The organism is Actinomadura sp. KC216 (assembly GCF_004348535.1).
Taxonomy (GTDB): Bacteria; Actinomycetota; Actinomycetes; order Streptosporangiales; family Streptosporangiaceae; genus Spirillospora.
Window position 1 is genome coordinate 1 of record NZ_SMJX01000111.1, and the last position, 24,470, is coordinate 24,470.

Annotated in this window: 23 protein-coding genes; 12 read left to right on the forward strand and 11 right to left on the reverse strand. The window is 70.7% G+C overall.

What is annotated here, in order from left to right; all coding sequences use genetic code 11:
- Window positions 1–228: 228 nt before the first annotated feature.
- From E1264_RS20370 to E1264_RS43520, 6 genes are all read right to left on the reverse strand, one after another.
- A complete protein-coding gene (locus tag E1264_RS20370; RefSeq protein WP_132175836.1) occupies window positions 229–660 on the reverse strand; it encodes a hypothetical protein in 432 nt (143 codons plus the stop codon).
- Between the two features lie 250 nt (window positions 661–910).
- Window positions 911–2,002: an AAA family ATPase gene (locus E1264_RS20375; RefSeq protein WP_207936044.1), complete on the reverse strand. Its 1,092-nt coding sequence runs from the start codon at window positions 2,000–2,002 to the stop codon at window positions 911–913.
- 69 nt (window positions 2,003–2,071) lie between these two features.
- Window positions 2,072–2,515, reverse strand: coding sequence for an HNH endonuclease (locus tag E1264_RS20380; RefSeq protein WP_132175840.1), 444 nt, complete (start codon window positions 2,513–2,515; stop codon window positions 2,072–2,074).
- Window positions 2,512–2,712, reverse strand: a complete 201-nt coding sequence (locus E1264_RS20385; RefSeq protein ID WP_132175842.1) for a hypothetical protein — start codon at window positions 2,710–2,712, stop codon at window positions 2,512–2,514. The genes E1264_RS20380 and E1264_RS20385 overlap by 4 nt, the downstream gene beginning before the upstream one ends.
- An 8-nt stretch (window positions 2,713–2,720) precedes the next feature.
- Complete coding sequence (locus tag E1264_RS20390) at window positions 2,721–3,596, reverse strand: sigma-70 family RNA polymerase sigma factor (protein WP_165964268.1); 876 nt, start codon at window positions 3,594–3,596, stop codon at window positions 2,721–2,723.
- A 145-nt stretch (window positions 3,597–3,741) separates the two neighbouring features.
- Window positions 3,742–3,888 (reverse strand): hypothetical protein, encoded by a 147-nt coding sequence (locus tag E1264_RS43520; protein WP_165964269.1) that lies wholly within the window; start codon window positions 3,886–3,888, stop codon window positions 3,742–3,744.
- A 191-nt stretch (window positions 3,889–4,079) separates the two neighbouring features.
- Here E1264_RS43520 and E1264_RS20395 point away from each other — a divergent pair, with 191 nt between their 5' ends.
- Window positions 4,080–4,430 carry a GntR family transcriptional regulator gene (locus tag E1264_RS20395; protein ID WP_165964270.1) on the forward strand — a complete coding sequence of 117 codons (351 nt, stop codon included), beginning with the start codon at window positions 4,080–4,082 and terminating at the stop codon, window positions 4,428–4,430.
- 237 nt (window positions 4,431–4,667) lie between these two features.
- Window positions 4,668–6,038: a transcriptional regulator gene (locus tag E1264_RS20400; protein ID WP_132175848.1), complete on the forward strand. Its 1,371-nt coding sequence runs from the start codon at window positions 4,668–4,670 to the stop codon at window positions 6,036–6,038.
- 697 nt (window positions 6,039–6,735) lie between these two features.
- On the opposite strand, the gene E1264_RS44680 is transcribed toward E1264_RS20400, so the two are convergent.
- On the reverse strand, window positions 6,736–7,017 hold the full coding sequence (locus E1264_RS44680) for a hypothetical protein (protein ID WP_207936045.1): 282 nt from the start codon (window positions 7,015–7,017) through the stop codon (window positions 6,736–6,738).
- Window positions 7,018–8,019: 1,002 nt separating this feature from the next.
- On the opposite strand from E1264_RS44680, the gene E1264_RS20410 reads away from it, so the two are divergent.
- The 6 genes from E1264_RS20410 to E1264_RS20435 all read left to right on the forward strand — a co-directional run bounded on the left by E1264_RS20410 (window position 8,020) and on the right by E1264_RS20435 (window position 15,528).
- On the forward strand, window positions 8,020–8,514 hold the full coding sequence (locus E1264_RS20410; RefSeq protein ID WP_132175850.1) for a hypothetical protein: 495 nt from the start codon (window positions 8,020–8,022) through the stop codon (window positions 8,512–8,514).
- A 321-nt stretch (window positions 8,515–8,835) separates the two neighbouring features.
- The gene (locus E1264_RS20415) at window positions 8,836–9,300 is read left to right on the forward strand and encodes a hypothetical protein (protein WP_132175852.1); all 465 of its coding nucleotides are present in this window, start codon (window positions 8,836–8,838) and stop codon (window positions 9,298–9,300) included.
- A gap of 148 nt (window positions 9,301–9,448) precedes the next feature.
- Entirely contained in the window at window positions 9,449–10,969 is a 1,521-nt protein-coding gene (locus tag E1264_RS20420; RefSeq protein ID WP_132175854.1) for a hypothetical protein, read from the forward strand.
- Complete coding sequence (locus E1264_RS20425) at window positions 10,966–13,533, forward strand: hypothetical protein (RefSeq protein ID WP_132175856.1); 2,568 nt, start codon at window positions 10,966–10,968, stop codon at window positions 13,531–13,533. The genes E1264_RS20420 and E1264_RS20425 overlap by 4 nt, the downstream gene beginning before the upstream one ends.
- Before the next feature lie 171 nt (window positions 13,534–13,704).
- The gene (locus tag E1264_RS20430; RefSeq protein ID WP_132175858.1) at window positions 13,705–14,196 is read left to right on the forward strand and encodes a carbohydrate-binding protein; all 492 of its coding nucleotides are present in this window, start codon (window positions 13,705–13,707) and stop codon (window positions 14,194–14,196) included.
- A gap of 495 nt (window positions 14,197–14,691) precedes the next feature.
- A complete protein-coding gene (locus tag E1264_RS20435) occupies window positions 14,692–15,528 on the forward strand; it encodes a hypothetical protein (protein WP_132175860.1) in 837 nt (278 codons plus the stop codon).
- Window positions 15,529–15,532: 4 nt separating this feature from the next.
- On the opposite strand, the gene E1264_RS20440 is transcribed toward E1264_RS20435, so the two are convergent.
- Window positions 15,533–15,901 carry a VOC family protein gene (locus tag E1264_RS20440; RefSeq protein WP_132175862.1) on the reverse strand — a complete coding sequence of 123 codons (369 nt, stop codon included), beginning with the start codon at window positions 15,899–15,901 and terminating at the stop codon, window positions 15,533–15,535.
- Window positions 15,902–16,209: 308 nt separating this feature from the next.
- Between E1264_RS20440 and E1264_RS20445 the strand changes: the two genes are divergently transcribed.
- Genes E1264_RS20445 through E1264_RS20455 form a run of 3 tightly spaced genes read left to right on the forward strand, consistent with a single transcriptional unit; the run spans window position 16,210 to window position 19,681 of the window.
- Complete coding sequence (locus tag E1264_RS20445; protein WP_132175876.1) at window positions 16,210–17,715, forward strand: sugar ABC transporter ATP-binding protein; 1,506 nt, start codon at window positions 16,210–16,212, stop codon at window positions 17,713–17,715.
- A complete protein-coding gene (locus tag E1264_RS20450) occupies window positions 17,712–18,704 on the forward strand; it encodes an ABC transporter permease (RefSeq protein WP_132175864.1) in 993 nt (330 codons plus the stop codon). The genes E1264_RS20445 and E1264_RS20450 overlap by 4 nt, the downstream gene beginning before the upstream one ends.
- Window positions 18,701–19,681: a sugar ABC transporter substrate-binding protein gene (locus E1264_RS20455; protein ID WP_132175866.1), complete on the forward strand. Its 981-nt coding sequence runs from the start codon at window positions 18,701–18,703 to the stop codon at window positions 19,679–19,681. The genes E1264_RS20450 and E1264_RS20455 overlap by 4 nt, the downstream gene beginning before the upstream one ends.
- A gap of 21 nt (window positions 19,682–19,702) precedes the next feature.
- Here E1264_RS20455 and E1264_RS20460 read toward each other — a convergent pair whose 3' ends face one another.
- The gene (locus E1264_RS20460) at window positions 19,703–20,341 is read right to left on the reverse strand and encodes a maleylpyruvate isomerase family mycothiol-dependent enzyme (RefSeq protein WP_132175868.1); all 639 of its coding nucleotides are present in this window, start codon (window positions 20,339–20,341) and stop codon (window positions 19,703–19,705) included.
- Between the two features lie 587 nt (window positions 20,342–20,928).
- On the opposite strand from E1264_RS20460, the gene E1264_RS20465 reads away from it, so the two are divergent.
- Window positions 20,929–22,392 (forward strand): threonine/serine exporter family protein, encoded by a 1,464-nt coding sequence (locus tag E1264_RS20465; RefSeq protein ID WP_132175870.1) that lies wholly within the window; start codon window positions 20,929–20,931, stop codon window positions 22,390–22,392.
- Between the two features lie 8 nt (window positions 22,393–22,400).
- Here E1264_RS20465 and E1264_RS20470 read toward each other — a convergent pair whose 3' ends face one another.
- Together E1264_RS20470 and E1264_RS20475 are read right to left on the reverse strand one after the other, a co-directional pair.
- On the reverse strand, window positions 22,401–23,462 hold the full coding sequence (locus tag E1264_RS20470) for a class I mannose-6-phosphate isomerase (protein ID WP_132175872.1): 1,062 nt from the start codon (window positions 23,460–23,462) through the stop codon (window positions 22,401–22,403).
- Between the two features lies 1 nt (window position 23,463).
- The gene (locus E1264_RS20475; RefSeq protein WP_132175874.1) at window positions 23,464–24,303 is read right to left on the reverse strand and encodes an SDR family oxidoreductase; all 840 of its coding nucleotides are present in this window, start codon (window positions 24,301–24,303) and stop codon (window positions 23,464–23,466) included.
- Window positions 24,304–24,470: the final 167 nt, after the last annotated feature.

Below are 24,470 nucleotides of genomic sequence, written 5' to 3' on the forward strand. Positions count from 1 at the left end.
GGTCGGGGTGCTACTGGTAGCGGCGGTCGGTGCGGGTATTTCGTCGCGGATTTCGTCACGCCGCGCCGCTCGCTAGCGGCGCGTCGTGGGGGGGGTTGGAATCGGCCTGTGGGGCGGTTTCGGTGGGTGCGGTGAGATGGCTGCTAGGTGCTAGATCCCTGCTCAGTGCCCGGATTGGCCGCTAGCGGGGCTGCTAGCGCTAGCAGTGGGTGCCGCTAGCGCTAGCAGTCAAGTGGGGGTGTGGCCGGTGCGGGTCAGGCACGGGCCGCACAGTCCGAACGCCAGCAGCAGCGGACCGGCGGCGGCGGTGGCCGGGTAGAGCGGGCTGGCGGGTTGCCGGCACCGGTCGCAGGTGCCGTCTTCGGCGGGGTCGGGGGTCAGGGTGGTCACGCATCCGGTGCAGGCCAGGCGGCCGGGCGCCCACACCGCCGCGTGCAGGACACGCGGCGCGGTGGTGATGTGCGGGCACAGCTGGGCGGTTCCGGTCAGCAGGGCGGTGTTCAGCGCGGCCAGCTGGCGTGCGATCCAGGGGTCGTAGCACCAGGCGTCACGGGCGCCCGGCTCAGCGGCCATGGCCGCCATGGCGCGCTCGGCGTCGGCCACGGCGGCGCGGTACTGGTCACGGTGCGCGGTGTGGGCGGCACCGGTGGCGCGGTTCATCAGAACCTCACTCCCATCAACGGGCGAACGGAGACAGAGACAGGGACAGGCGGCGGAGACAGCGGAGACAGGGCCGGTTTCGGGCTGTCTCCACAAAACCGGCCTCTGACCTGCGGCGGAGACACGGAGACAGCGGAGACAGCTCCAGACCCTCCAGCGAGCGAGGTACCGTCGGCGCTCCCCTCCCACCGCGGCGCAACCCGACGCGTCGAGTGCGGCCTCAGCCGACGGGTCAGGCGGTGCAGCGCGTTCATGCGGCCTCCCCGTCGGCAGGGACGAAGTAGCGGCCACGGCCGTCGGTGTCGAGCTGGCCCTTGTCGGCCATCCGGCCGACGGTCTTCTTGACCAGGCCGTAGTTCAGCCCGGTGCCGTCGCTGATCTGCTTGGGTGTGTCGCCCTCATGGCTGCGCAGGTGCGCCAAGATGGTCGCGGCGGTATCGGAGATGCCCAGCTCACCGGCGGGCTTGTCGAGCATCTGCCAGGTACCCAGGTCGGGGTAGAACGCCATGGCGTACTGGGCTTCATCGACATCCCGCCCGACCACGTGCAGCACGCCATCGGCCTCGCCACGGGTCCGGCGCAGGACGAGTGTCGCGTCAGCGGCACCGGCCAGCCCGTTGGTCCCCGACACGTCGGTGAGAAAGTCGTCGCTGGTCATCTTGCGGGTGTGGTGGATCAGCAGCACCGCCACGCCGTAGTGGTCGGCTACCGCCTTGATCCGGCTCATGGACAGGTAATCGGCGTCGTAGGCCGACAGGCCGGGCGGGACGGTGCCGCGCAGCTTGGCGAATACGTCCACGATCACCAACCGCGCCGATGGGTGCTCGTCCAGCCACGCGGCCAGCCGGGCGTCACCGCCACTGGTCAGCGGCGGCCACTCGATCGCGAACGACAGCGCGTCCGGCCAGGTGTCGCGGTCGGCTAGCGCCTTGCCCAGCCGGGACTGCAACCGGCGGCCGGTGTCCTCCAGAGCGAGGTAGAGCACCGGTCCGGCCTCCACGTCGATGGAGCCCAGCGCCTTGCCGCCGGTGGCGACCGCCACGGCCAGCGCCAACGCCAGCCAGGACTTACCGACCTTCGGCGGTCCGGCCAGCAGGTTCACACCCTCGGCCAGCACACCGGGAACAGCCCACCGCGGCGGCGGGAACTCGGCCGACAGCAGTTCGGCGGCGGTCCAGGCGATACGCCGGGACGGCCGGTCCGGACGGACGCCGGACGGTCCCGGCTCGGATCCCTCTCCCGCGGTGGGGGTGGGTGCCGGACCGTCCGGCAGTCCCGTGCTGGGCAGGAGCGCGGACGGTCCAGGCGGACGGTGGCCGTTGGTACGGGTTGGGTCAGCCAAGACAGACAGTCCCTTCCTTGGCATGAGGGGTGGACCCGGGGCGCGCCGGTCCACCGACGGTCACGCGGTCTAGGAGGTGGCGGACACGCCCGGCGACGCCGGACGGCGCGCACCCGTTCCGTCGCCGGACCGGACGGCCGACACGACGCCGGACAGCGCACCGGTCACGGCGGCGGACAGGCGGCGCGCCGTCCGGCCGATCGCGCAGCCGACACGGGCCGCACGGGACGGGACGGGGACCAGACCGGACGCCAGCCCGGACGGGCGCAGGAACGTTTGCGGCAACCGGTCGGCCTTGGCGTGGTTGCACGGGCCGCATGCCAGCACCAGGTTCGCCTGCCGCCACGTCGGCCAGATCGAGTACGGGATCAGGTGGTCGATCGTGGCGTCGGCCAGCGCGGCGAACGGGTGCCCGCAGTAGAAGCAGGACGCGCCGTCGCGCGCCGCCAGCTGGCGCTTGAGGTGGCGGCGCTTGGCCGCGTTCGGGCCGGTGGGGCGCTTGCCGCCGCTCATGCCGCGCCGCCCGTTCCGGCCGCCAGCTGGCCGGGGCGGCGTACCGCCACCAGCCACCAGGACCCGCGCAACTCCCGCACGGTGCGGCGACCGGCGGCCAGCGCCACCCCCACCGCGCCCGCACCGGTCACCACGACCACCGGCACCGGGAAACTCACCAGCAGCGCCAGAGCGGCCAGCACCGCGACACGCACCATGAGGCCGGTCATCGCGCACCGCCCGCCAGGGCCAGGGCCGCGCCGCCGTCCGCGGTGCCACAGCGCACCGCGGCGGAGCGGGGACCTCCCGCGCGCCCGATGGCGACCGGCCGGTAAGCCAGCGTGCGCGGCGGTAGGGGCTGGTCGCCGTTGAGCGCGGCCAACAGATCGGCCCGAGTCCCGAAGTAGTGCGCCGGAAGCCCGTAGCTGACTCCGGCCTCCTCCGAGACCGCGCGCATCGTGAACCCGTCCTCGCCGTGCTCGGCCAGCACCCGCCGCGCAGCGGCCAGGATGCGTGCGACCTTGTCTGCACGGTCGTGCTTGACCCGCTTGGGGGTACGCAGCTCGTCCAGCGCGGCGGCGGCCAGGTAGTTGACCGAACTAGCCGAACGGCCCATCACCGCGGCCGTCTGATCGATCGACAGCCCCTCGACGTGACGCAGTTCGAGAACCTGGCGGTAGTGCGGCCTCAGCGTGTCCAGCTTGCCGCGCAGCGCCTCACCCAGCCCCGTCGCGACCGGCCCCGACGGCGCAGCCTGCCCAGGGTTGTCGCGGACCTCGCGGCGGAACTCGTCCTCGCAGCGGAAGTACGCCTGACGGCGCACCCAGTACTCCCTGCCGTCCTTGTACAGCGTGAAGTGCGCCACCCGGCCGAACAGCCAGCGGCGGAACGAGTTCGCCCGGCCGTCGTCGCGCCAGTCGTCCAGCTCGGCCAGCGCGTCAGTGAAGACCTCCTGCACCAGGTCTTCGCACTCGACGGACGGGGTCCGCGTGCGACGCTTGCGCACGTACCCGGCGACCTGATCGACGTACCGCCAGTACAGCACCGCGAACGCCTCACGGTCACCAGCCTGGAACTCCTTGACCAGCGTCTCGTCCGGCACGCTCTCGCCTGCGGTTGACCGCAGACGTGAGACGGCACCGCGCGAGGTAGCGTTGAACTGCATCGTTGAGTCTCCAAACACTCGATGCTCCGGGCTCTGGCGGGGTGGCGTCCCCGTCAGAGCCCCCTTTCGTGGTGGAAGCCGGTCAGCCCAGAGCGCCGGCGAACGTCGTGATTGCGTGGATCACCTTGTTGACCAGGTCAGCGGCCTTCTCGGGGTGATTCACGGCGTAGATCGCAATCGCGATTCCCGCGATCATCTGGGGGATCTTGCTGGTCTTCTGCGGAAACATTCGTGCTCCAAACACTCGGTGCTCCGGTTCCGGCGGGGTGGCGCCCCCGTCAGGTCTGGTCTTGTCTGCTGAGGTCCGTCACCGTCCGGCGACGTTTACTGTGCTAGTACGTATCAACATAGATGGCACTGTGCTGGCACGCAATAGGGCGTGCCATGGCGTCAGGGACCGAGGACGCTTACCCTTGGCGGGTGACCATCAATGCGAACGACCCTCGCCCGGCGTACTTGCAGGTGGCGGATGACTTGCGGCGTCGAATCCAGTCGGGTGACGACTACCGCCCTGGTGATCGACTCCCGTCGATCCGCGCCCTCGCGAAGGAGTACGAGATCGCTCCGCAGACGGTGCAGAACGCTCTTCGAGAACTGCGTTACGCCGGTCTCGTCAACTCCCAACAGGGCCGGGCCTTCTTCGTCCGCGATGCCGGAAAGGAGGCGGGCGTTGCCCCGGACATTGGGACTCTCGCCGACCGCCTCGCGGATGTCGAGAGGCAGTTGCAAGAGCTTCGCAACCGTGTCGATTCCCTGGAAGTCCGAGAGTGACTGCTGTGATCCGTTCACGTCCTCCATGAGACGTGATGATGACCAGCAATCGCTAGGCAAGAGCAGTGCAGTGGCAGTGCAAAAGCAGTGCAACTCGGGTTGTGTGGCAACGTAGAAGGGCCTCGAATGTCGCATGTCGTCGCTTCATGGACAAGCGGTCGCGCAGACACGCTTCGGCAAGCGCTCCGCATGAGTAATGAGGCATTCGCAGAGCATCTAGGAGTAGCGGTTCGCACGGTGGCATATTGGCGGACGAGACCGAATATCATCCCCCAACCAGCGATACAGGAAACGCTGGACGCGGCGCTAGCAAATGCACAGCAGTCGGTGAAAGAACAGTTCTTTCTGCTACTTGCATCCGACGAGTCGGGAGACGGGCAGGCGCGTCCCCAGGTCGGCGGCGGGGGAGCGAACTACCGATCTGACGAAACAGACAAGGATGTCCTGGCCAGTCATAATGACTGGTTGTCCGCACGTCGCAACCTTAATCAGAACAGAGCCAAACTGACGCAGATTGTCAGCCGGATCTATCCTGAGGAGATCCGGCTAGGGGCCACAGGTATTCTGATGCCGGAGAGTTGGCGTCTTCGCGCGCCCGTAGACCTTACTTCGGTTGAACTTAAATGGCGGGAGATTGCCCCGCCTTTGTCCGTCACTGGCCAACATGCTGAGACGGCCCGTCTACGTCCACTGGTAGCGCCGAACAGGCAATACACGCGGTATCACCGGGCGATGCGTGATTTGGATCGCCCCAGGCTATTCGAGAATCGCTTGTGCTACCGGCTTCTTAGCGTTGACGCCGGTGCCAGTGATTCCGATAAGCGCCTGACATTGGATATGACGCTCGGCAACATGTGCTACTTCGACATGATCGACGTGGGTGAGGCGCTCGCGCATGAGACAGGTCTTGTCGGGTGTCCGCAAGGTGATGTCGTGCCGAATCGGATCACGTGGGAGAGTCTTCCATTCCGGCGAATGGTTCGTGACCCGTTCGCACTATCTCGGTACCCGCTAATGCTTTCGGTTAGCACTTTGACAGTGCGTCAGAGCGACGCTGGAACCACCTTCCTACTTCTACGCCGGAATCCTGCGAAGGTCGCAATTGCAGGAGGAATGCTAAGCGTATTTCCGACCGGAGTTTTTCAGCCCGCGTCTGTAGCTCCTGCGCCGGATTCACCAGACTTCGATCTGTGGCGTAACGTAATGCGCGAGTATAGTGAGGAATTTCTAGGCAATCCGGAACACGATGGAGACGGCCCGCCGATCGACTACGAGAACGAAGAGCCGTTTAGGTCGCTTAACCAAGCGCTTCGGGCGGGGAAGATTCGCGTTCTGTGTCTCGGTGTGGGTGTGGATGCGCTGAATTATGTCGGCGATGTGTTCACGGTCGCAGTCTTCGATGCGGACGTCTTCGACAGAGTCTTTGATGGAATGGTTAAGCAAAACGACGAAGGAGACGTCGTTAGCGGCGACGATCGTCAGGCATTCAACTTTGATGGTCCGACAATCGAGCGGCTATTGTCCACGGAACCTATCGCGCCGAGTGGTGCAGCCTGCCTCAGTCTGGCATGGCAACACCGGGATGCGATCGTCAACAACCGGCCCTAGCGCCGCTGCCCTCCGCGCACGGCCAGACCCCGTATTGGCTGAGCAGTCCGCCGGCGGTCGCGTGGTAGCGGCGATATGCGGGGAGGGGAGGACACCCCTTGGACTCGGTGAACCGTGCCGGTGCCTGCCCTGCCGCTACCCGCTACCGCGCAGGTCAGGGCGGGCGTGCGGGTAGCGGCAGGTAACGGCAGATCGCATCTGCGCAGGTCAAGTGAGGTAGCGGCGCCGCTACCTACCGCGGGGGTGCCGCTACCTCTGCGGAGGCCGGTCGCCACTGCTCCGCTAGAGGTAGTGCGGCTTCGTGGCGGGGTGGCTGGCGAGAGGGAACAGCGCAGCCGCGGGAACGTGCATCTAGACGCTAGGTCCCTGGTCAGGACGGGACTCGACCTCTAGAGCGGCCTCTAGGTCTAGAGGTCTGCCCCTCTAGACCTAGAAGGGGGCTGAAGCTGTCTCCGCTGTCTCCGTGTCTCCGTCGCAGGCTAGAGGCCGGTTTTGCGGAGACAGCTACAGACTGGCCCTGTCTCCGCTGTCTCCGCAGGGGCACGGGCGCGGAGGGTCCGGGGGTGGGTGACGTAATGAGCGACTACCGTGCCGGTCCTTGGCGGACTCGCGCGGACCTTCGCGGACACCTCCCGCGCTGGTCAGCGCACGTTTGCGGACGGCCAACGGGTGAGCGCTTGCGTTCACACCGAAGAGGTCACTGGTTCGAACCCAGTATCGCCCACCCTGCAGACATCAAGCTCAGAGGCCCCTTCCGATCTCCGGAAGCGGCCTCTTCGTCGTTCTGATGCGTGCATCGTGCGTGATGCCTGACGACGGCCCCCTCGACGGTCTGGGGAAAGATGCTGTCCATCGCCGTCGCTCCCTCGTCCATCACCGGCCTGATCTGCTGCCGGTAGACCTTCTCGGTGACCGTCGTGCTCTTGTGCCCGACCAGCCGCGAGACATGCCCGATGGGCACCCCGCGGTCCGACAGCACCGGCCGAGCCTACGACCCAGACCGTAGCAGCGTGTTCACACCCGAGGCGGTGCCCGGTGCCTGGCAGCGTTACCTCGATGGCGTGAGCCAGTACGCGCTGAGCCGCGAGGGCCTGGTGGAGGGGCGGTACCGTGACGCTGAGGACGCGGTCGGCGCCAATTCCCAGGGCGGTGCCTTCCATCCCGTTCTCTACACGGAGGCCGAGGAGCTCCTCTCGACTCGGCCTATGGGGCGGCCGGTAAGGCCGCTCAAGTCAGCACCGAGATGGATTCGGCCGATACCTTGGTGGGCTGTTCGGCCAAGGAGCAGACCGTCACGGTCCGCGCGACCCTTCGCTTGCGTGCTCAAGTGAGCAGTAGCGACCGGACGCTGTGACGAAGCACTCGGTAACTGCGATCTTCTGACACCCCTGGGTGGGAGGCGTCTCCGCGAGGCGCAGCCCGCCCAGGCGTCGTCTTGACGACGGGATCTGCTGTGGGACCAAGCGAAAGAAGTCAACGGCTCTGGAGGTGGTCCTGCCTGTGCGCGGCGGTTTTCAGCGTCTCGGGGGCATTACTTCTCTGGCTGATGAATCTTCTTGGAGATCGAGCTGTCCGTACCACCTATCGGGCATGTGAGGTGAACCCGTCGACGGCGCAGTGGACGAAAGGGTATCCGTTCATTGTTCCAGTGTTCTCGCTGACGGCACTCGTGCTCGCAATGCTCTCGGCCCTGGTCGCATTTACCGTCGTGCGGAGGTCGCCCTTCTGGGCGAGCTTCATCAGCGTCCCCTCGCTATTCCTGGCCCTCTTATTGCTGACTCCGGCCATTTGGCAAGTACAGGAGTACGACGATTATCCCGGCCCGGACATCTCGACACTCAACGCTCCATGCGGCGGGGGATCGGCGGCACGGGCTGCGGTGGTGCCGCGTGCGGGGTCATCCACTGATCCTGGTGGTTTCGGCGCTCTATCCTTGATCGCGTAGCCGTTCGTCCCGAGACCGTCCTCCCAGGGAGCCGTCATGTTCGCGCTCGTCCTGTTGCTGGGTTCTCTGGCCGGGCTGGTCGTCGGTGTGGTGGTGCTCGCGCGCGGCCTTCTGGCCGTGGTTCGGCATGGACGGCGTGCGCGGGCCGGGCTGCTGCGTGGGTGCGCGCTACTTGCCCTCGGAGTGGCCGTCGGCGCGTACGCCTGGGGCGCGGCGCAGGCGGGGGCGGCGGCCCTGGAAGCCGAGGATGGCGGAACAGACTCCTCGCCGCTCCGGCCGTGCCGTGGAGAGGCCGACCCCGCGACGGTGGCGCGGGTCGTCGACCATCAGGTGAGGCTTGTTCCGTTGCGTTTCGAGTGCCGCCTGGCAGGCGGCGGGAGCTATGCCACCTCGGCGGTGTCCGGATTCGTGAACCCGGTCGCGGGACTGCTCGGCGGGGCGGGGACCGTGGGCGCCGTCGCGTCGGCGGTGGTCGCGGAACGGCGACCCCGCAGGTCCGAGGACCGGGCCGGCGCCGAGAACACGGGATGAGCTTGCAGATCATCGCCGTCCCAGCGGAAAGCATCGTGTGGGTGCCGGGACCGCCGGCGCGGCTCCGTCCACGACCTCAAGGCCGTCAGGATCCGGGGCCCGATTCATGAACCGGCCGCCTCCGGGCCCCTGACAGGCACCATTCCGGGTCGCCCGGACGAGGTCATTCATGTCCGCCAGAACTGTGAGCCAGGCGCACATTTAAAGGGCTCAATGGGCGCAAGCTGCAAACTCGCCTTTCTGGCCGGATTCGGCTACTCGCGGGAGTGGACACGCGTGACGGCACGGCTACCGTTGATGCACCTGCCGGAAGGAGCGGATATGAGCAGACTGCCGCTGGGGCCCTATCCAGGGATCGGGTACGGGCATTTATTGTCCACCAATCCCGGTGTCTTCGTCACCAAGTACGAGTGGCTCGTCCATCCGATCCCCGTCGAGCGGCCGGAGAGCGGTTTTGTGGACGTGCGGATGGAGTGTCCCGTCTGCGGCAGAACGTTCACCGTGCGAGTGTCCTCGTTGGCGAGGGCCAGGCGGCGACAACAGATGTTGGAGTGGGCGTGGAGGGTGAGCCTGGCGATCGCCGTGCTCAGCCTGGTGCTGATGATCCCCGCTGGGGCCGCGCTGCGGTGGGTCTTGTTCATTTTCGTGGTATTCGGGGTCGTCTTCGCGTTTGCCCTGTACATGCGCTTGGGCCTGACGGACGGGGTGTTCATCCGCTGGCCGACGTGGACTCGCATGCGCGGTCACATGCTCCGCTGGCCTCCCGGGACCCCCAGGTGGTGGTAGCACTGAATCGGGCGACCGGAAACCGCGGGCCCGGTCGACCGTAGCGCGGCGGATAACGGTTCGGTGTTGCGTATTCCCTTTCCGCGGGCCAGGCCGGGCCATTCCCCTAAATTCCGTGGTTAACGGGAGAAGAGGGCGAATGGCTTTAATGGTGGGTCCGGAATGGTCGCAGCGGGGGATCGAGCAACGGGCGGGACGGTATCCGCTGCGGGTGGAGGCGCCGATCCTGCGGGCGATTGAACTGCTGGTCCCGGGGATCTCGTCGGTGACCCGGTACGTCCGCTACTACGCCTTCTACGCGGCACTCGGCGCCCACTCGGTCGAGTGCGGCCTGGACAGCGCGGCGAGTCTGCGGCTGTTGCGGCGCGGCGAGGTCGTCCTCGCCGGGGTGTCGCGCCTGAACGACGACCCGTACGGCCGGCCGGGCATGGCGCACGCCGTAGACGAGGTGCGGGCCTCGCTCGACGGTGACGTCCTCCACGTCGGCGCGGCGGCCGAAATGGACGGCGACCAGGCGTACTCGACGCGGCGCTCAGGCTCCTGGGACACCTACCTCGGCCCCAGCGCGGTCCTCGGCACGGCCGTCAACGAGGACGGCGCGCCGCGCCCCGGCAGGCACGCATGCCCTCCGGAGGTCGCGGCCCTGTTCGCGCCGCTGTGGCGCGAGTCCGGCGCGGACGTCCTCGACGGGGCGCGGCTGGAGGCGCTCGCACCGCTCGCGATGCAGGCCCCGGAACGGCCGGAGGTCGGGTGGATGCGCGGGCTGTTCACCGCGACCCGGGACGGGCGCCACGACCCGGAGGAGTGGGGGCCCGACGACCGGCGGCGCCGGGCGACGTTCCGGATGCTCGGCCGTGCCGTGGGCCTCCACGGCGGGGACGCGGCCCACGGCTGGGAGGAGTGCGTCCGGTCCGCCGTGGCCTTCGGGCACGAGGCGGAGACCGATCCGGTCCTCCGGCAGGTGGACAACGTCCTCGGGTGGCGGGGGCTGCTGCTGCGGAACTACTCGGTCGGCGCGTGGCGGCGGCTCTGGGCGGCGCTGGTCCGGTCGATCGGGTCGCAGGACGGCGAAGCCGACCGGAGCCGGGACGAGCTGCGCGCATGGCTGGCCGACCCGATGCCCGCCACGTCCCTGCGGGCCTGCCTTGACGAGCTGCCCGCCACGATGGCGGGCGGGCATCCGGCACCGGCCGAACGCCAGATCATGCAGGACCCCGACCGCCGCGACCCGCTCGTGAACGTGAAGCTGCTGCTGGCCGGCGGGCGCCGCGCCGGTGAGCTGTCCGGCGAGGCGCGGACCACGTTCCTGGGGGCGCAGCACGACATCCTCAACCCGCTGTGGGTGTCCCGGCTGATCGGCGACTTCGCGGACCGGCCGATGCGGGACCTGGCCGTCCGGCTCGTGGACGACATGCTCGCGCAGGCCCGCCGCGTCGCGCTGGCCAAAACCCATCCCGACGCCAACGGGCGGATGAAGGTGTTCTCCCGCGTCCACGAACGCGGCGGCCGCTACTACAAGACGGGCGACGAGGGTGACGGCGACATCGGCACCCGCCTCCACCAGGCCGGGGACATCGCCGAGCAGCTCGGCATCCTCGAACACCGCCCCGACGACGAGACGGCGTCGCTCACACCGCTCGGCGCCGAGCTGCTGGAGGTGGGGGAATGACCTGGGAGTTCACCTCGCCGCTCGCGCTGCTCGGCGAATGGCGCGACCGCACCGACGAGGCCGAGCTGCACGAGCTCCTGCTGCTGGGCTTCACCGTCGACCTGCCGTTCCTGGAGAAGACGCTGGTCCCGACCGCGCGTGCGCTCGGTGCCCGGATCACGGTGATCGGCGACGCCGGGCAGGGCCTGTACGACCCGGTCGACGTGCGGATGGCCGGACGGTCCTACTTCCACGGCCTCGCCGCCTGCCGCGGCGCGTTCCACCCGAAGCTCGCCCTGCTGATCGGCGCGCGCGAGGCCGTCGCGGCGGTCGGCTCGGGCAATCCGACCATGGCCGGATGGGGTTACAACGACGAGTTGTGGACCGTCCTGCGCGGTTACGAGACCGGTGCCCCCGAAGCGTTCCGCGAGCTGAGCCGGTGGCTGGCCGCGTTGAGCGGCCTGGTGCCGATGCCGTGGTACGCGGCGGAGCTGGTGACGGAGATCGCCGCGCGGCTCGCGGAGTTCCCCACCGTCTCGCATCCGGCGCGCGTGCTGCACAACCTCGGCACCGGGCTGGTCGGCCAGCTGCCCGGGGGGCCGGTCGACGAACTGCACCTCTACGCGCCGTTCATCGACCAGAGCGGTCGCGCTCTGGCCCGGATCGTCGAGCATTTCGCGCCGTCGCGGGTCGTGCTCGGCGTCCAGGAACGCTGGAGCAGTTACGACGGGGACGCCGTCCTCGAATCGCTCGCTGGTACCGGCGCAGAGCTGCGGCTGCTGGCGGAGCGCGTGCCACGCCACGGCAAGCTGCTGGAATGGCGGACCGGTGACCGGTGGACGGCCCTGACGGGCAGCGCCAACCTCACCGGCGCCGCGCTGCTGGACACCGTCGCGCACGGCGGCAACTGCGAGCTGGGCGTGCTCGCCGCGGTGCCGTCGCCGCTGCTGCCGGAGGGCACCGCCACACCTCTCACGCACCTGCGCGGACGGCGCACCGTCCGGCCGGTGGAGGGACGCCGGAGCCTGCTCGTTCTCGGTGCGCTGCTCACCGGCGCGGGCCTGCTCCAGGTCACTCTGGCGCGTCCCTATAACGTGGACGTCGCCGTCGAGGTGTCGCCGGACGGCTCGCCCGGGTCGTGGACCACGGTCGGAACCGTCCCGGCGGGGCGCACCGCGCAGGAGTTCGCCGTCCCCGAGTTCGCGGGCGCGGTGGTGCGGATCATCGACCCGCTTACCGGTGGCCGGACCGAGTCGCCGCCCGTCTTCGTCGTCCACCCCGCGCGCTGCGCCCGGCGCCAGGCGGACGAGAACCGCCCGCGCCTCCGCCACGGCTACACCGAAGAGGAGATCTTCACCGACGAGGAGCTGGGCCGCCGGTTCCGCTACGACCTGCTCCGGCTGTCCGACCTCGTCGCGGAGAACCGCACCGCGCGGCCCGCCCGGTCCGCCGCCGCACCGGCACAGGCGTCGGCCGTCCACGACCGCTACGCCGCCTACCTGGACGAATGCGAGCGGACCATCGGGCGGCCCCTCACCCTGAAACTGTTCGGCGGAGCGGGCACCCCCGATCTCGCCCTGGGGCCGCGCTGGGGGCTGACCGCCGAAGCCGTGATCGACGACGAGGACCCGGACGAGCCGGACGAGAACACCCCGCCGGCGGAGATACCGCCCGACCGCAAGCGCGAGTGGCGGCAGTGGGCCGTCCGGGCCGTGGACCGGACCGTCCCCGCCGGGCGGGAACCGGCGCCGATGATGTTGCGCGTCCTTGTGGCCCGGCTGTTCGTGCAGCTTCTCGGCCACGGCGTCTGGGAACTCGACGACGACTCGTGGCGCGCGCCGCTCGCCCGGCTGGCGGAGGGGCTGGTGCCCCGCGCGGAGGACGAGGTCCCGGACGAGGCCGTCCAGCACGTCACGGCGGTCACGGCGGTGTGCATGGGCCTGCTGCTCGGCGGCGCCTCGCTCACCGGCGGGACTCCCCATGACCTCCTTGGGGCCCGCACCTGGCAGGCCGTCAAGGACCGGGTCTCGGCCGCGGAAGCGGACCTGGCGGGCGATCTGCTCATCCCGCCCCGGCTGGCGCACGCCGTCGTGCTGGGCCGCTCGGGGTGGGAGCGCCTGCTCGACCTGGCCCGCTCCGACGACCCGGTGGCCCTGATCATCGCGGAGCTCGCCGAGGACGAGCTGACGCTCGAAGCCGACCGTGGGATCTACCGGGTCACCGGGAGGTTCACCAACCCCGTCCCGGTGGCCGCCCGCGTCGCGACCCTCCTCGGGCGGCATCTGGAGACGGTCCTCGTCCACGCCGTCACCGGTGGCCGGTGGACCTTCGTCGCCTGGCGGCGGCCCCGGCTCGTCGTCGCCGGTTCCCGGGCCATGTGGCCGGGATGGCGGGTGTACCAGGTCCCGCCGTCGGGCACGCCGGAGTCGCGGCTGACCGGGGCCGAGGGGCCGCCGCGGGCCGGTCTCGTCGCCGGGCCGGTGCCGCTCGTCCGGACACCACCGCCGGACGTGCTGGACGCCCTCGAACGCGGCGGAGCCGACCCCGCCGACGTCGTCCGGAGGCTCAACGACCACGGAACCTGAGCGGCTTCGCCGGCCGTCGGAATGTCCGGGTGGCATGGTTCGTGGGGGTGTGTAACTATTGTCGGCGCTCGGCGGCCGTTACCGGCGGCTTGTGTCCGGGCGACGGGGAACGGGAGGGCTGGTGCACCGGACGGTCGTCGCGGGTGTGCGCGGGCGAGGGCGGGCCGCCTGATGGCCCATGCGCGTCCTCCTTCCAGGTCCTCCGCGCGGCGGCGGTACGCCGTGCTCGGCATCGTCCCCGCGATCGTGCTGTTCGCGGCCGTGGGGTACGCGGCGGCCCGGCCGTCCGAGGACCGGGGACCCTCCGCCGCCCCGGTGACGACGGGCGCGGATCCGGGTGCCGGGGACCGGACCCCGCACGCGGCGTCGCCGGATTCGGTCGGGGTGGGGCAGAAGAGCACCGCCACGCCGTCCGAGACGCCGTCGACCGCGACACCCACGCCGTCGACCGCCGCGCCCACGCCGTCCACCACCGGACGTGTCGCGCCGGCACCGACGCCGCCCAGGAGAAGGCCGGGCGCTCCCGCATGGACACCCGGCGTCCACTACCGTCCCGGCGACGCGGTGACCCATCGCGGCGCCGACTACGTCTGCCGGCAAGCTCACACCGCACAGGCCGACTGGCAGCCCCAGGACACCCCCACACTCTGGCGCCCGGCCTGATCCGCACCGCGCGGTCATTGTCGTGAACGCATGCCTTATGCAGATTCATCGGGTGTGACCCTTTTAAGGGATCTGGTTTAGCGTGGGGATGATTTTGCTGGCGCGTTGAATGGGGGCCCTTCTGTAAGGGTTGGGTTTGGGTATTGCCGTGGTGGTGACAATGGGGAGTTCTCGCGGTAAGTGTGTGTTCAGATTGGGGCGGTAGGACTGGTCGCTCTAATCTGTGGTGGGGGCAGCGGGATGATGTATCGGTGGGTTCGGAGTGCGGTGGCGGTCGGGGTCGGGGCTGTCGCCGTGGCGTCGATCGGGCATGCGGTGGCTGCGGAGCGGGCTCCGGGCTCGGTGCTTGTCGAGGAGTCGTTCACTGGGGCCACTGCGGATTCGCGGTTCATCGGGTACGGGGCCGCCTGTCTCACGGGTGCGCGGCGCGGGCCCGCGGAGGCGGAGGCCTCGAATCACCCGCTCAGGGGATGTCGTCGGGATCCGATCGGGCCTGTGCCGCCGGGTAACGCGGCGCCTCGTGGATACCTTCAGCTCACCGATGCGCACGACGAAGTGACCGGCGCCGTGCTGTTCGACACGCCGATCCCGGCGCGGCGGGGGCTGGAAGTGGTCTTTGAGCAGTGGCAGTACGGGAACACCACGCGGGCGCCCGCCGACGGGATCTCGTTCTTCCTTACGGATGGTGCTCGGCGGCTCAATACGCCGGGTGCGTTCGGTGGGAGCCTCGGTTACGCCCAGAAAAGGCCGGGCGGCAGGCCGGAAGCCCAATTCGTTCCAGGGGTCGACGGTGGGTATCTCGGTATCGGGCTTGATGTGCTGGGCGAATACTTCGGTGACGGGGAAGGGCGCGGGAACGGGTGTGAGCGGCGCTCTCCGGCCGGCACCTCGTTCCGCCCGCCTGCTCCCGGCCCCAACGTCGTCAGCGCGCGAGGGCCGGGGGACGGTGTCAACGGGTACTGCCTGCTTGATGCGACGGCCGGTAACAGGAGGGCGAATGGGGTCTGGTCGTCGTCGCTTCCCGGGCGGTTGCATGGGGACCTGAGGAAGATGCCCGCCGGGGTTACGGCGAAGCGGGCCGAGCGGTTGCTGGAGCCGGTGAAGAGGGTTGTCCGGGTGGCCATCTCGGCTGGACGGGACCCGGTCGTGACGGTCGGCATCGACTTTCGGGACGGCGATGGGTTCACGCGGGTTCTGCGATTTGCCGCGCCCGAACCCATGCCGGAAACCTTCAAGTTCGGCTTCGCCGCGTCCACCGGGCCCCTTACCGATGTGCAGCTCATTCGGCGAGTTGTTCTGCGTTCCAAGCAGCCGGTGGAAAGGTCGTCCTAGCCGCTCAGGTATGCGCGGTGTCTATTACGCAGAAGCGGTTGCCTTCGGGGTCGGCCAGGACGATGAAGTCGGGGTCCTCGGGATAGAGGTCCCAGTCGACGTGAGTGGCCCCTAGGGACACGAGGCGTTCTACCTCGGCTGCTTGGGCGGCTGCGTTCTCCGCGTACAGGTCCAGGTGTACGCGGGGGTGGGTTTGGACGGGTGTCTCGCTCAAGCCGAGTGCGAGGTTGGGCCCGGTTCCGGTCGGTGGCACCAGGACCGTCCAGGTTGGGTCTACTTCGTCGCGTGGGACGTATCCCAGAGCTTCCATCCAGAACGTGGCCGCGCGTCGTACGTCCGACGCCCCTAGAACTATGGATCCGAGCGTGAGCATGCGCTAAGCCAAGCAGGTTGCGCATGCTGTCCGCATCCGGTCACTGTGTGCGATCTCGGCGCGCCGTGCGGGACGGTGGTCGTTCTAGGATGGGGACGACGACCACATTGCCGACATTGCGGGCGTTGGTGATGAAAACGAGCAGCCGGCCGGCCAACGGCCGATGCCCGCGGGGACGGTCGGCGCCGGACACCGGGGTCCGCGCCGCAGAGGTCACGGAGGCCGCGTCGTGAGCATCGCCGGTGGGACGGCCTCCCAGACGCGGGCCGGGATGCGTGCCCCCGCCCGGACGACGGGCCGTGCGTGACATGAAAGGCCCGGCCGCGCCGGCGCCCGTGCTGGAGCTGCGCGGCGTGTCCAAGACGTTCGGCGGCGCCCACGCCCTCACCGACGTCGATTTCACGTTGTCGGCGGGTGAGGTCCACGCCGTCGTCGGGATGAACGGCGCGGGCAAGTCCACCCTCGTGGAGACGATGTGCGGCGCCATCGTTCCCGACCGGGGCGCCGTCCACGTCGCCGGGCGCCGCCACACCGCGCTGACTCCCCGCCGCGCCCACGCGTCCGGTGTGAGCATCGTCCACCAGAAGCGGTCGCTGGTCCCGGGGCTGACGATCGCCGAGAACCTGCTGCTCGGCCGCCTTCCCACCCGGTTCGGCGCGGTGTCGTGGCGGGACGCGCGGCGGGAGGCGGCGCGCGCCCTCGCCGAGCTCGGCATCGAGATCCCCGCCGACCGGATCGCCTCGGCGCTCGACCCGGCCGGGCAGACCCTCGTCGAGATCGCGCGGGAGGTGCATCGCGGCACGCGCATCCTCATCCTGGACGAGCCGACCGCCACACTGGGCGCCGCCGACGCCCAGCGCATCCACCACCTCGTCCGGACGCTCCGCGCCCGCGGCACCGGTGTCGTCTACATCTCCCACGACCTGGACGAGGTCCTCGACCTCGCCGACCGGATCACCGTGCTGCGGGACGGGCGCCGGGTCGTCACCGTCCCGGCCGGGGACGTCGACCTGCCCGCCCTCGTCCGGGCCATGGCCGGCGACCGGCTCGGCAAGGAGACCAGCGAACGCCAAGACCGCGTCGCCGGGGAGCCTGTGCTGGAACTCAGCGGCCTCACCGGCGGGCGCCTGCGCGGGTTCGACCTCACGGTTCGCGGCGGGGAGATCACCGCGGTGCTCGGGCCGTCCGGCGACGGGCAGTCCGAGCTGTTCCCGCTGCTCAGCGGGCTTCGCCGGGCGGAGTCGGGACGGGTGCGGATCGGCGGGCGCGACGTCCCGTCCGGCGACGTCGGCGCGGCGCTCGCGGCGGGGATGCGCTGCGTGCCCGGTGACCGGCTCCGGCACGGGCTGGTCCCGGGGCTCGGCGTGGACGAGAACCTCGACCTGGTCCGCCGCGGGCTCCGCCGCCCCTGGCTGGTGCGGTGGGGCCGGATGCGCGGGGACGGGCGCGCGGCCCGCGACCGGTACGGCATCACGGCCCTGCACGCCGACCCGCCCGTCGCCGCCCTCTCCGGCGGCAACCAGCAGAAGGTCCTGCTCGCCGCCCGGCTCGGCGCCGAGGTGACCGCGTGCCTGCTGGAGGAGCCGACCGGCGGCGTGGACGTGGCGTCGAAGGCCGACGTCCAGCGGCTGATCGGCGGACTCGCCGCGCGCGGGGCCGCGGTGGTGCTAGCGTCTAGCGACGTTGACGAGGTCGCGGGGCTCGCCGACCGGGTCGTGGTCGTCCGGGACGGCCGGACGGTCGCCGACCGCCATATCGCCCAGGTCACCCGCGACGGCCTGCTCGCTCTGATCGCGGGAGGGCGGACGCCATGATCTCCCTCGGGGCCCTCCGCGGCCGCGCCGCCGGGCCGACCGTTCCGGCGGGGGTGGCCCGGCACCTCGGGCTGCTGACCGTCCTGCTGCTGGTCGGCCTGTTCACCGCGCTGAAGAGCTCCGCGTTCCTGACCGGCGCGAACCTGCTCAACGTCTCGCAGCAGGTCGCCGTCACCGCCGTCCTGGCCGCCGGGCTCACCCTGCTCATGACCGCGGGCGGGATCGACTTCTCGCTCGGCTCCATCGCGGCCGTGACCGCGGGCGTCGTCGCGCGGCTGATCGCGTCCGGGACGGCGGAGTGGGCGGCGGTGCTCGCGGGCCTGGCGGTCGGCGCCGCGATCGGGTTCGGCAACGGCGCGGCCGTGACGGTGTTCCGCGTCGCGCCGTTCGTCGTCACGCTCGCGACGTCCACCGTGCTCGGCGGCGTCGCGCTGCTGATCATCGACGGGCAGAGCGTGTCGATCGGCGACCATCTGGAGGGACTCGGGTTCGGCGAGGTGCTCGGCCTCGTCCCGGCGACGGTCGTCGTCGCGGCGCTCGTGTGCCTGGCCGCCTGGCTGGTCATGCGCTGGACGGCGTTCGGCCGCAACGCCTTCGCCATCGGCGGCAACGAGGACGCGGCGCGCCTCGCGGGCATCCCCGTCGCGCGCACCAAGCTGCTCCTCTACACGCTCGGCGGGCTGCTCGCCGGGCTCGGCGGCGTCATGCTCGTGGCCCGGCTCGGCGCGGCGAGCCCCGGCACCGGCGGGCTGCACATGGAGCTGACCGTCGTCGCCGCCGTCGTGATCGGCGGGACCGCGCTGAACGGCGGCAGCGGCACCGTCACCGGGACGGTCCTCGGCGTCGTGCTGCTCGGCGTCGTCGCCAACTCGCTCAACCTCCTCCAGGTGGACGCGCACTACCAGGACGTCGCGGTCGGCGGCGTCCTCCTCGTCGCGGCCATCACCAACCATCTGCGCGGGCGGATCTCGCTGAAAGGGTTCTTATGATCGATGTCTCACGCGGACGCCTCCGCCGGACGGTGGTCCTGACCGCGGCGCTCGCCGCGACCCTCGGTGCCACCGCCTGCTCGGTGGACGACGACGGCAAGCAGGCCGCCGTCCCGTCCGGCAAGAAGATCAAGATCGGGTTCGTCAACGGCAACCGCATCCAGTTCCACATGTGCCTGGAGAAGGCGCTGCAGGCGCGGGCCGCCCAGAAGGGCGTCGAGGTCGTGACGGCGAACTCCGCGGCGGACCCGACGCGGGAGCTGGCGAACATCGACGACATGATCGTCAAGAAGGTCGACGTCATCGTCGTGCAGACCGTGCACGTCGACGCGCTCCGGGGCGGGGTGAGCCGCGCCAACCGGGCGGGCATCCCGATCTTCCTCACCGGCGTCACGGGCGGCATCGACCAGTCGAAGATCCTCGGCGCGGTCGTCGCCGACGTCAACCAGGTCGGAAACTCGCTCGGCGCCTGGCTGGCCAAGGACACCGGCGGCCGCCCCGCCGAGGTCGCGGTCATCGGCGGCGCCCCCGGCGGCGCCGCCGAGCTGATGACCGCCGCGTTCAAGAAGAGCGCCGGGACGAAGGCGAAGGTCGTGTTCGAGCAGCCCGCGTTCTGGCAGCGGGCCAAGGCGCAGGACGTGGCGGAGAACCTCCTCCAGGCCCGGCCGCGCGTCAAGTACGTCTTCGCCCACAACGAGGACATGGCCTTCGGCGCCGAAGCGGCGTTCCGGGCCGCGCGCCGCACCGACATCAAGATCCTCAGCAACGGCGGCACCCCCGAGGGCGTCCAGGCGATCAAGGCCGGGCGGTTCGCCGTGACGGTCAGCAACACGCCGAAGGACATCGGCGAGATGGCCGTGGAGAACGTCGTCGGGCTGCTCCGCAAGGAGCCGTCGGCCAAGAAGATCGACAACGTCCCCCAGCTGGTCGTCACCAAGGCCAACGCGGACAAGGCACCGCCCTACTGCGCCGTCTGAACGATCCGCCGCGGGGCGGCCTCAACCGTCCCTTGGCGGTCGCTCGACGCGGTCGGCGAGCCGCTGCCGTCCCGGCCCGGAGAGTTCCGGGACGATGCCGCGCCGTCCCGCGATCACCATCAGCAGCGCTTCGGCGGGCCCGCGCACGTCCGGCCCGGACCCTCGCGACCAGTCGAGATCGGTCGCCACGAGCCGCACGCCCCGCGCCCTCCAAAAACCGCCGATCACCGGGAGCTTCAGCGCGCCGCGCAGCGCGGGCAGCAGCCGCTCCGCCGGGATCTCGCGGGACATGCCGAGCGGGCGGCGGATGTCCTGATGGTGGATGACCCCGTCGGTCAGCGCGATCAGGCCGCTGAACCCGGCGGTCAGCCCCGTCGGCTGGAGGCGCTGCCTCAGCATCGCGAGGAGCTCGTCGGGCGTCCGCTCGCTGGACCCGGCGACGCCGACGGCGTTCGTCCGGTTCACCGTGAGGCGTCCCTGGGCGAGCCGTCCCGCCAGATCCCGGACGCCCAGCCCCTCGTAGCTGATCATGTGGGCGACGACGTCGCGCACCCGCCATCCCGCGCACAGCGACGGCGCCTCCCACTGCTCGGGCGTCAGCGTCTCCAGGAACGCCGCGAGATCGGCCCGCTCGTCCCGCGCCAGCGGCTTCAGGTCCATGAGCACACTCCCTAACGCACACCGGCGCGCCCCGGCAACCTGCGGCCGCCGCCGACCGGGCGGGGTCCGTTGCGGGACTCGTCACAGAAATCCAAAGTTGATCAGACGAGGACCTGCGATTTCACCTCGGCGATCAACGGCGGCAGCTCCGGCTCCAGGACCTGCCGGCTCCCCGACTCGGGTTCCTACGTGAACATCAGCGGCAACACCGCCGACGGCCACGTCGTGGCGAACGTCAACGACGACGGCGACGGCAACAAGACCTGGGGCCTCCAGGGCACCCCGTCCCTCTGACCCGCCGCGAACAAGGAGGGGCCTCGCCCGGACGTTCCGGCGGGCCCCTCCGTCATCGACGGGGACGGGCCGGGAAGAGCTGCACATTCCCGCGCCGCTTGAAGGCGTCCTGCCCACAGACGAGTTCTGAGGTTCCGGGCTCGCCGGTGTCGTCGCGGCTGAGCTGGGCGGGCGGCGGGCGCGTCTCCGTGCGATGAGGGGAACGTCAGGACGGTCCCTCCTCTCATGGGCACGTCATATTTCGCTCTAAGGGACGCCGACCCGGGGTCTGTCCGGGGCGGGCGGTGCCCGGCGTGCTCGATGCTGGCCACGACATCGGCGAGGGCGGAGCGGACCCGGGGGCGCACATGGTCAAGGACCGGCTACGCCGGGCGCTCCGCCGCCTGCTGCGCCAGCGCAGCAGGCGCGCGGCGTCGCAGGACCCCGCGCTGGTGGGGTTGCTGGCCGGGAGCCGGTTCGCGGGGCTGCCGCCGGGGGAGAACGCCATGTCCGCCGAGCAGGCGCGGCGCGCGATGGCCTTCCTCCTCGACCTGGCCGAGCAGATGTTCCGCGCCGGGGCGGAGACGAGGCAGATCGAGATATCCGTGATCGCGGTCGCCGCCTCCTGCGGCCTGCACCCGCTGGAGCTCAGCATCGTCGGCCACACGGTCGTCCTCCAGCATGCCCCGCCGGACAGCGACCCGCGGGTCATGATGAAGGTCGCCCGGTCCACCGGCGGCCGGGACCTGTCCCGGGCGGTGCGGCTCCACCGCATGGTGGACGCCATGGTCCAGCACCGCCTCGACCTCTCCGGCGGGGAGCGCACCCTTGAGGAGATCAAGCGCCTGGAACCGCGCTGGCCCCTGGGGGTGCGGCTGGCGGGCCGGGCGGCGCTGGTCTCGTCCGTCACCCTGCAGGCCAACGGCACGTACGCCGGCGTGCTGTTCGCCGTGGCCGTCATGGTCGTCATCGAGCGCACGGGCCGGGTGCTGGCCCGCGGCGGCGTCCCCGGCTACTACGCCACCTTCGTGCAGGCGGCGCTGGTGGCGGGGCTCGGCATCCTGGCGCTGGACTTCGAGGTGCTGTCGCTGCGGGCCTACGCCAGCGCCACCGCGGCCAACCTGGTCCTGCTGCTGCCGGTGCGCGCGGTGGTCTCCCTCTCCCAGGACGCCATCACCCGCTTCGGCACCACCGCCGCCGTGCGGCTGATCAACGTGGTGATGGAGTTCGGCGCGCTGTTCGCCGGCATCGCCACCGTCGCCTTCGTCGCCAGGGACGTGCAGGTCGTCGGGCACGCGCAGGGCGTCCAGTTCCCCAGCCTGCCGATCTGGCTCGCGCTGCTGGCGGCCGCGGTCGGCGCCACCGCCAGCGGCGTCGCCGGTCAGGCCCCCTTGCGGCTGCTGCCGTTCGCCGCCCTGATGGGGACGCTCTCCATCGCCATCCGGGTCGTCGGCAGGCAGTACGTGAGCCTGCCCCCGGCACTGGCCGTGCTGCTCGCCGCCATCGTGCTGGGTACCGTCGCGGGCCGTCTCGCGTCCCGGTTCCGCCTCCCTCCGGGCGCGCTGATCACGCCGGCCATCAGCGCCTCCCTGCTGCCGGGTCCCGACATGTACCGCAGCCTGTCGGCCTACACCGTGGGACCGGGATCGTCGCGTGCGGGGTTGCAACTTCTCAGCGCCGTGATCGTCACCGTGGCCATCGGCGCCGGCATCGTGCTGGGGAACATCCTGGGCGCCAAGAAGGAGCTGCGGGAGGAGCAGACCCCGCAGGAGCAGTGAACAGCGGCTCAGCCCGGGTCGCCCAGCGAGGCGATGGCCCGCGGCCCGTACCCGGCCGCGGCGAGCGGGGCGCGGACGTCGGCCTCCAGGTCGGGCAGGTAGCCGACGAGCACGTCGGCGGGCCCGGCGATCTCCGCCTCGCCGAGGACGGCGGGCAGCAGGAGCGTCCGGGCCGGTTCGAGCACTCCCGACCAGCGGCCCGCGCTCACCCGCACCGCGGAGCCGGGGTTGCTGAGGACCTTCGCGGTCGGCAGCGGCAGCCGGATCGAGGCGCCGGCGGCGGCGCGCCACCGCTCCAGCGCGAAGTACGGCCCGGCGCAACAGACGACCCTCTCCACGTCCTCCGTGACGGCGACGCGCAGGCCCGGCTGGAAGTCGGGCCGCGGGTCCGGTTTCCATTCGGCGAGCAGCATGTCGAGGTTGCGGTGCCATTCGCCGTCGCCGATCGGCGAGCCGTCCTCCATGTGGTGGCGCATGGCATGTTGCTGGACGTCCGACGTCTGCTCGATCTCGTACACGAGCGTGCCGGGGCCGAAGCTGTGCAGCGTTCCGGCCGGGACGTAGATCGTCTCGCCCGGGCGGACGGGCAGCCGCCGCATCACCGCGTCGAAGTCGCCGCGCGCCAGCGCGTCCCGCAGCGTGCCGGCGTCCACGCCCGGCCGGACCCCGGCGAGCGCCGTCGCGCCGGGCCTCGCGTCGAGGATGTGCCAGGCCTCGGTCTTGCCGTGCGGGGCGCCCTCCAGCCGCTGCGCGTCGGCGTCGTCGGCGTGCAGGTGGACGGGCAGCGGCCCCGTCGCGTCGATGAACTTGGTGAGGACGGGGAACCGGTCGCCGCGCCAGCCGCGGCCGACCAGCTCGTCGGGGAAGCGGGTGGCGAGGTCGCGCAGCGAACGTCCGGCGAGCGGGCCCTCGGTGACCTCGGCGATGTCCCCGTCGACGTCGCTGACCTCCCACGTCTCGGCGACCCGCCCGTCCGGCGCCGGGCTCCGGCCGAGCCGCTCGAAGATCGCGCGCCCGCCGAACACGTGCGGCTTCTCCGGCGTGGACAGCCGCAGCGGACACCAGTCCATGTCAGAGGATCGGCTGGCCGCCGGTGACGGCGACCCGGGCGCCGGACACGTAGCCGCCCTCGTCCGAGGCGAGCATGACGTAGACGGGCGCGAGCTCCGCGGGCTGCCCTGGACGGCCCAGCGGGGTGCCCGTACCGAACGCCTCGACGTCGCCGGGCGGCATCGTCGCCGGGATGAGCGGCGTCCAGATCGGCCCCGGCGCGACGCTGTTCACCCGGATCCCGCGCGGCCCGAGCAGCTGGGACAGCCCGCCCGCCAGGTTCGCGATCGCGGCCTTCGTGCAGTTGTAGGCCAGCAGCTTCGGCGGCGGCATGTCGGAGTTCACCGAGGTGGAGGCGATGATCGAGCCGCCCTCGCCCATGTGCGGGAGGGCCGCCTTGCACAGGTGGAACATCGCGTGGATGTTGGTCCTGAAGGTGTAGTCCCACTCCTCGTCCGGGATGTCCTCCAGCGCGTCCCGGGTCATCTGGAACGCCGCGTTGCTCACCAGGACGTCGATCCGGCCGAACGCCTCCACCGCCTTCGCGATCGCGCCGCGGCAGGCGGCGGGTTCGGACAGGTCGCCCGGTACCAGCACCGCCCGGCGTCCCGCCTCCTCGACGTGCTTGGCGGTGTCCTGGGCGTCCTCGTGCTCGTCCAGGTAGGAGATCAGGACGTCGGCGCCCTCCCGCGCGTACGCGATGGCGACGGCCCGCCCGATCCCGCTGTCCCCGCCGGTGATCACGGCGGCCTTCCCGGCCAGGCGGCCCGAACCCCGGTAGCTCTCCTCACCGCAGTCCGGCCGGGGATCCATCGCGGACTGGACACCCGGCGGCTTCTGCTGCTGCGGCTTCGGGCTCATGGCCACCTCCGATGCGGGACGCGTCGCCTGCCACCCTGCGACTACCCCGCCTCGATCTCGCACACCAGCCGGCGCGGGTCTTGGCGAAACCTTTTGCTACAGCCATCTCCAAGGCTCCTTCGCCGTTTCGCGGGGACGTGCCGTCCTCGGGGGCTTGGGGCGGGGAT